The 5,557-nt window shown below is 69.0% G+C and carries 5 protein-coding genes; 3 read left to right on the top strand and 2 right to left on the bottom strand.

Annotated features, from left to right (window positions below; translation table 11 throughout):
- The first annotated feature begins 336 nt into the window (after positions 1 to 336).
- From ACYVF3_RS31425 to ACYVF3_RS31415, 3 genes are all read left to right on the top strand, one after another.
- On the top strand, positions 337 to 564 hold the full coding sequence (locus tag ACYVF3_RS31425) for an alcohol dehydrogenase catalytic domain-containing protein (RefSeq protein WP_461157911.1): 228 nt from the start codon (positions 337 to 339) through the stop codon (positions 562 to 564).
- A gap of 42 nt (positions 565 to 606) precedes the next feature.
- The gene (locus ACYVF3_RS31420; RefSeq protein ID WP_461157910.1) at positions 607 to 1,200 is read left to right on the top strand and encodes a TetR/AcrR family transcriptional regulator; all 594 of its coding nucleotides are present in this window, start codon (positions 607 to 609) and stop codon (positions 1,198 to 1,200) included.
- Between the two features lie 82 nt (positions 1,201 to 1,282).
- Positions 1,283 to 2,668, top strand: a complete 1,386-nt coding sequence (locus tag ACYVF3_RS31415; protein ID WP_461157909.1) for a hypothetical protein — start codon at positions 1,283 to 1,285, stop codon at positions 2,666 to 2,668.
- Here the strand turns inward: ACYVF3_RS31415 and ACYVF3_RS31410 are convergent, their stop codons facing one another.
- Together ACYVF3_RS31410 and ACYVF3_RS31405 are read right to left on the bottom strand one after the other, a co-directional pair.
- The gene (locus tag ACYVF3_RS31410) at positions 2,669 to 3,955 is read right to left on the bottom strand and encodes a M24 family metallopeptidase (RefSeq protein WP_461157908.1); all 1,287 of its coding nucleotides are present in this window, start codon (positions 3,953 to 3,955) and stop codon (positions 2,669 to 2,671) included.
- 16 nt (positions 3,956 to 3,971) lie between these two features.
- Entirely contained in the window at positions 3,972 to 4,970 is a 999-nt protein-coding gene (locus ACYVF3_RS31405) for an SDR family NAD(P)-dependent oxidoreductase (RefSeq protein WP_461157907.1), read from the bottom strand.
- Between the last annotated feature and the right edge of the window lie 587 nt (positions 4,971 to 5,557).

The following is a 5,557-nucleotide window of genomic DNA, read 5'->3' as shown; positions in this document are numbered from 1 at the left end:
TGGGCCATGATCCACACCATCAGCAAGCGCCTCACTCGCTAGTTCAGGAACAGGCTCTGAGGGGTTCGAGCCTGGCGAACCGGGTTAACTGCTGGCACATTTCGATACGCGACGGAAGCGTATCGAAATCGGAGGGCGGCGCGCGGGTCGAAGTGTTCGCGGTGGACCGGCCAGGTGGTGAGCTCAGGTCGTACTCCTACGACTCCGAGCCGCTGGGCCCGGAGGAGGTGGATGTCCGCGTCACGCACCGCGGGGTCTGCCACACCGACGTCATGATGATCGGCAACGAGGCCGGGATCAGCACGTATCCACTGGTGGCAGGCCACGAGGCGGTCGATGTCGTGGGAAGCTGCCGGGGACGCCGTCGACACCTCGCAGATCGCGGTCGGCGATCACGTCGGGGTCGGGGCGATCGCCGGTTCGTGCATGCGCTGCGAGTTCTGCCTCGCCGGGCAGCCGCAGTTCTGCGCGCTCAAGCACGACACCGCGCTCCGCGGCCACCGAGGTGGCTTCGCACACTCGGAGCGGTCCAGCCCGTGCGCCAGGTGGTCCCCAATTTCTTAAGTATTTGACGTTCACCCGGGTGACGTGCAAATACCTGCGAAATTGGGAAGGACTTTTACGGCAGGACGACCACGAGACCCAGGTCGGGACCAGGCGATCCTCGCCGCGACGCGCGAACTGCTCGCTGAGCGCGGCTACGCCGGATTCTCGATCGAGGGTGTCGCGGCCAAGGCGGGAACGGCGAAGACGACCATCTACCGCCGCTGGCAGGACAAGCACGACCTGCTGGTCGCGGCGTTGAACGATCACGTCCTGCGCTACCCGGAGATCGCTGAGGCGGATTTCCTCCGCGGCGACCTCATCGCGCACGCGAGCAGGCTCGCCACGCTGCTCAACGGCTTCGACGGCCGCTTGGCCCTCGGCGTGACGCAGGCCAGGCCCGATGACGCCGGCATCGCCGAGGAGCTGGAGCGCACGACCCCGAGCGGCGCTCGGCTCCCGGAACGGGTCATCAGCCGAGCCGTTGCGCGCGGGGAACTTCCTGCCCCGGTGGATCGGGGTCTCTTCGAGGAGATTGTCTCCTCCCCGCTGACCCTCAAGATGATCCGCAGGCAACCCATCGATGACGACTACGTGGCCCACGTCGTGGATGACATCGTCCTCGCGGCGTTCCGGAGCTCGGCCGGGGAAGCCTGACCACCGCGGTCCTTCGTCGCGCCCGGTAGCACCATGTGAGATTCCTTTGGGCGGGCGAAGGGATTCGGTTACCGTCCAGTACGTGCTCTTCCGATCACTTCGTGTCGTCGCCGCAGCCGCCTTCCTCGGATCGGTGCTGGCCGTTCCGGCGTCCGCTTCCCCCGCGCCGCCGCAGAACCCCGCCCTCGGGTCCAACGGTCTGTCCACGATGCACGGTGACAGCGCGTCCTCGGACACCACGCCGTTCGCCGGGCCGGGCACCGGTCCGGTCGAGAGCCGCCGGATTCCGCTCGGCGCCGCCTGCCCCACGGTCCTGCAGGGCGGGGACGGGTTCCCGCAGGCGTTGTGCACCAAGATCGTCGGCCGGGCTCCGGTGGCGTTCTTGCTGGACCCGGCGACCGGTGAGCCGGTGGCGTCGCTGGACCTGCCGAAGGGATCGCTGCTCGGCGGCGTCTACGCCTACCTCGACGAGCGGGACCGGATGGTGGCGGTCGACGGCAACGGTGACCTGCTGCGCATCGCGCACGACCGCAACGGCGAGGACGGGGCCTGGCGACTCTTCGTCGAGCACCGCACCCCGCTCGACCACGTCGTCTCGGAGCACTGCGGTTCCGCGCACTGCGACAGCGTGACCTCGCTGATGCCCGACTTCGCGGGACGCGTGTGGTTCGCGACGGGTGACGCGGTGGTCGGCTTCGTCGACCCGCGCACGGGTGCCGTCGCCACCACGCGCCTGCCCGAGGGCGAGCGGGTGGACAACAGCATCTCGACCGCGCCGGAAGGCGTCGCCGTCACCACCAGCCACGCGCAGTACCTGCTCGACGGCACGGACGCTCCGCGCGTGGTCTGGCGCCAGCCCTACGACCGCGGTCCCGCGCGCAAGCCGGGCCAGCTGAGCTGGGGCTCCGGCGCGACCCCGACCTTCTTCGGTCCGCGCACCGGTACGGAGTACCTGGCCATCACCGACAACGCGGCCGAGAAGGAGAACCTGATCGTCTACAAGACCGGCAGCGGCGCGCCGGTCTGCACGATCCCGGTCAGCGACGGCACCGAGAACTCGCCGATCGGCGCAGGGGGCAGCGTGTTCGTCGCCAACACCTACGGCTACCCGTACCCGGCGACGCCGGAAGGTGCGGGCGGCAGCGACCCCGCGTGGGTGCCGTTCACCGGCGGCATGAGCAAGGTGGACGTCCACGACGACGGCTGCGAGATCAGCTGGACCAACGAGGTCCGCTCGGCGGCCGTGCCGAGGTTCGCCGGCGACGGCCTGATCTACACCAGCGAGCGCACCGAGCTGGGCGCCTTCCGCTACGTCGCGATCGACCCGAAGACGGGCGCGGTGGTCAACTCGCACCCGACCGGCTTCGGCTTCTTCGCCGACACCCTCCAGATGGTCGGCACGATCACCCAGGACCGCGTCCTCTACCAGGGCACGGTCAGCGGAATCCTCCGCATCGCCCCGAAGTAGTCAGCCCGCGAGCGCCCGGTCGGGTCGCGGTGTTCCTCGTGCCGGGAGGATCTGCGCCGTGGACGGATTGAGCTCCAGGGGTTCGTCGTCGGTGACGATCACGGTTCCGCCGACGTGGACCAGGTGGCGTCCGAAGGCGTACTGCGGTTCGAGGACGAAGGTCATCCCCGGCGCGAGCTCCATGTCCGGCATGAGGGCCGGGTGACCGGTCACCGGTGGGTACGCCTGCGCACCCGGGAGCGCGCTGATGTCGCCGTTTCCGCGGCCCACCACCAGACCCGGGTTGAGCGAGTGGAGCGCGATCAGGAACATCGAACCGCCGCCCGCGTCGAGGGGTGCGTGCACCGCTTCGACGACCTCGCCCCACGTGCGACCGGGACGCAGTTCCTGGAGTCCGGCGTCGTAGGCCGCGCGGGCGACGTCCCCCGCTCGGTAGAAGTCGTGGTGCACGTCGCTGACGGCGATCGTGACCTGGTTCTGCGCCTCTCGTCCGCCGCACTGCGAGAACACCTCGGCGTAGATGATGTCGCCATCCTGGAGAACTCGGGGCGCCTGCGGGCGATAACCCCACGCCGGCCAGCCGGTCGCCACGGGGTCTGCGCCGGACCAGAAGTGCATCGCGGGCGGGATCGTCCCTCGCCGGTAGCCCTCCGCCATGCCCGCTGCGAACACCTCGTGCTCGCCGACGCCGGGTGCCGCGGTCTCGACCATGGCCCGCACCATGGCGTCGCCGACCTCCGCCGCGTAGCGCACGACGTCGATCTCCTCGGGGCTCAGCCGGCTGACCAGCAGGCCCAGCGCCACGTCCACCGACGTGAACTGCGCCTCGGGGAAATTCGACAGCACGCTGTCCCAGAGTCGGTAGGGGACAAGACCTTCCGGGTGCCACGGAAACTGGGGTCCCAATCCGACGACGCCGATGGTGCCCTTGGCGAGCCCCAACTCGTCGAGAGCGCTGGAGATGGCCCCCGAGTCACGAGATCCGCGCAGGTTCTCAGGTGGAATCCACACCGAGTCGCCGCGCCGCGAGGACTCCAGGTGATCCATGATGTATTGCGCGGAAGGCAGGAGCACGACGGGTTCGCCGTTCCTGGGGAAGATGACCGTCGTGCCGGCCCTGCCGTTGGTGAACCACCTGTCGTAGGCGACCGACGCGGGGCCGGCGTCCTCGTGCTCACCGAAGACGAGCAGCGCGTCCAGCCCCTCGCGCTCCATGAGTTCGCGGGCGAGAGCCCATCGGCGGTCGCGCTCGGCCGCGGACAACATCGGTACTGCGGTAGTGGACATGAGGTCTCCTGCTGCGTCAGGGAGTGGTGATCGTGCCGGTCAGGACCAGGCTGTCGTCCCAGAGCTGCTCCGCGCGCGCGGCGTCGTACGACTCCTCGGAGGAGCGAACGTCCCGGCGCCCGTCGAAGTACCGGCCCGTCGTGCCGGCCAGCTCGGGGGCGGTGGCGACCCAGGCGAGCGCGCGACCGGATTCCTCGGCGGTGCGGATGTTGTTCGTCAGGACCCTGCGCAAGAGCCAGGTGAACCGGGGCACGACGTGGTCGAGCGCGAACCGGACCGGAGCGGGCATCGAGCGCCCCAGCGCGGTGTCCAGCATCATCCCGGGGTTGAACGCGTTGGCGGTGACGCCTTCGGGCAGCCGCCGGGCCAGGGCGTAGGTGAAGTAGATGTTCGCCAGCTTGGAGGTGCAGTAGCGACGCTGCCCTCGCGTCAGCGCGTTGTCCTTCGCCGCTGCCTGCCCGAGCTCGCCGCGCGCGAGGGCACGTGGGTCGTTCCAAGCGGGTGCGAGCCCTCGACCGGGCCCGGGGTCGTGGGTGTCGCTGGAGACCACGACCACGCGCGCCGGCGCCTCCAGCACCGGCAGCAGCTCGTTGACGAGGGCGAAGTGGCCCAGGTGGTTGACCCCGAACGTCGACTCGAACCCATCCGCGGTCCTGGCGTCGTTCGCCCCCATCTGCACGCCCGCGTTGCACACCACGGCGTGCAGCACCGGCAACCCGCCCGACCTCAGCCGTCCTGTCAGCTCGGTTCCGAACGACCGGACCGAGGCGAGCGAGCCCAGATCCAGCGTCATCGCCTCCACCGAGTTGCCCGCCGCGGCATCGGCAGCCAGCGCGTCAACGGCCGCCTGCGCGCGATCTGCGTTGCGGGATGCGATCACCACGTGCCACGGTCCATCGCCGGAACCGAGGATCGCCTGCGCGCACGCGTACCCGAGGCCGCTGTTCCCTCCGGTGACGACAACGGTCCGCGGAGCCCCCGCGATGTCGCCTGCCCCTGTCGCTGCTCCGCTCATCACTGCCCTCCTCGTCGTGTCGAGCTCTCACGACCAGGTTCTGCCGCACCGTCGCCCCTTACCAGGACCAACCTGTCCCTGGATGCTCGAAGTCGCTGGTCCGCGCGGTGTCCTGCGTTCGCGGCCGAACAACGAGCCGCGTGTGAGTGACGAGGACGCAGGTTGTCGGCATCGTTCGCCGGGTGTGACTGCAACGTCCGTAGGCTCCAAGCCTCCGCTCATCGCAGTACCGAGTTGAGACGACCGAAGCCCGAGACGCCGCAAAACCCCCGCAGAGGGAAACGATTGTGAAGGGAATCCTGGTGGATCGGTCGGCGTCTGCTCGTTCTTATCCGCGCAGGACGTCGTGCCCAGTTCGTAGACGGTTCGCGTGCGGGCTCATCACAGGATGCATGCGGTACCGACCTGGTTGAGATCGATCCGGTGCTGTCGGCCGAATGACCCCGTGGGACCAACCTGCACGTGGATTGCACGTAGCTATCGGCTAACCCGTGCAGACACGAACCGACAGCGACAGAAGCATGAACCCACGGGACTGCCCAGGCTTTGGTTGACACGCGGGGTTGAGTGGTGTCAGGCCGCTGTAG

Source organism: Saccharopolyspora tripterygii (assembly GCF_054778355.1).
Note: the sequence above shows the minus strand (reverse complement) of the source record. Positions and strands in the feature narration are given on the sequence as shown.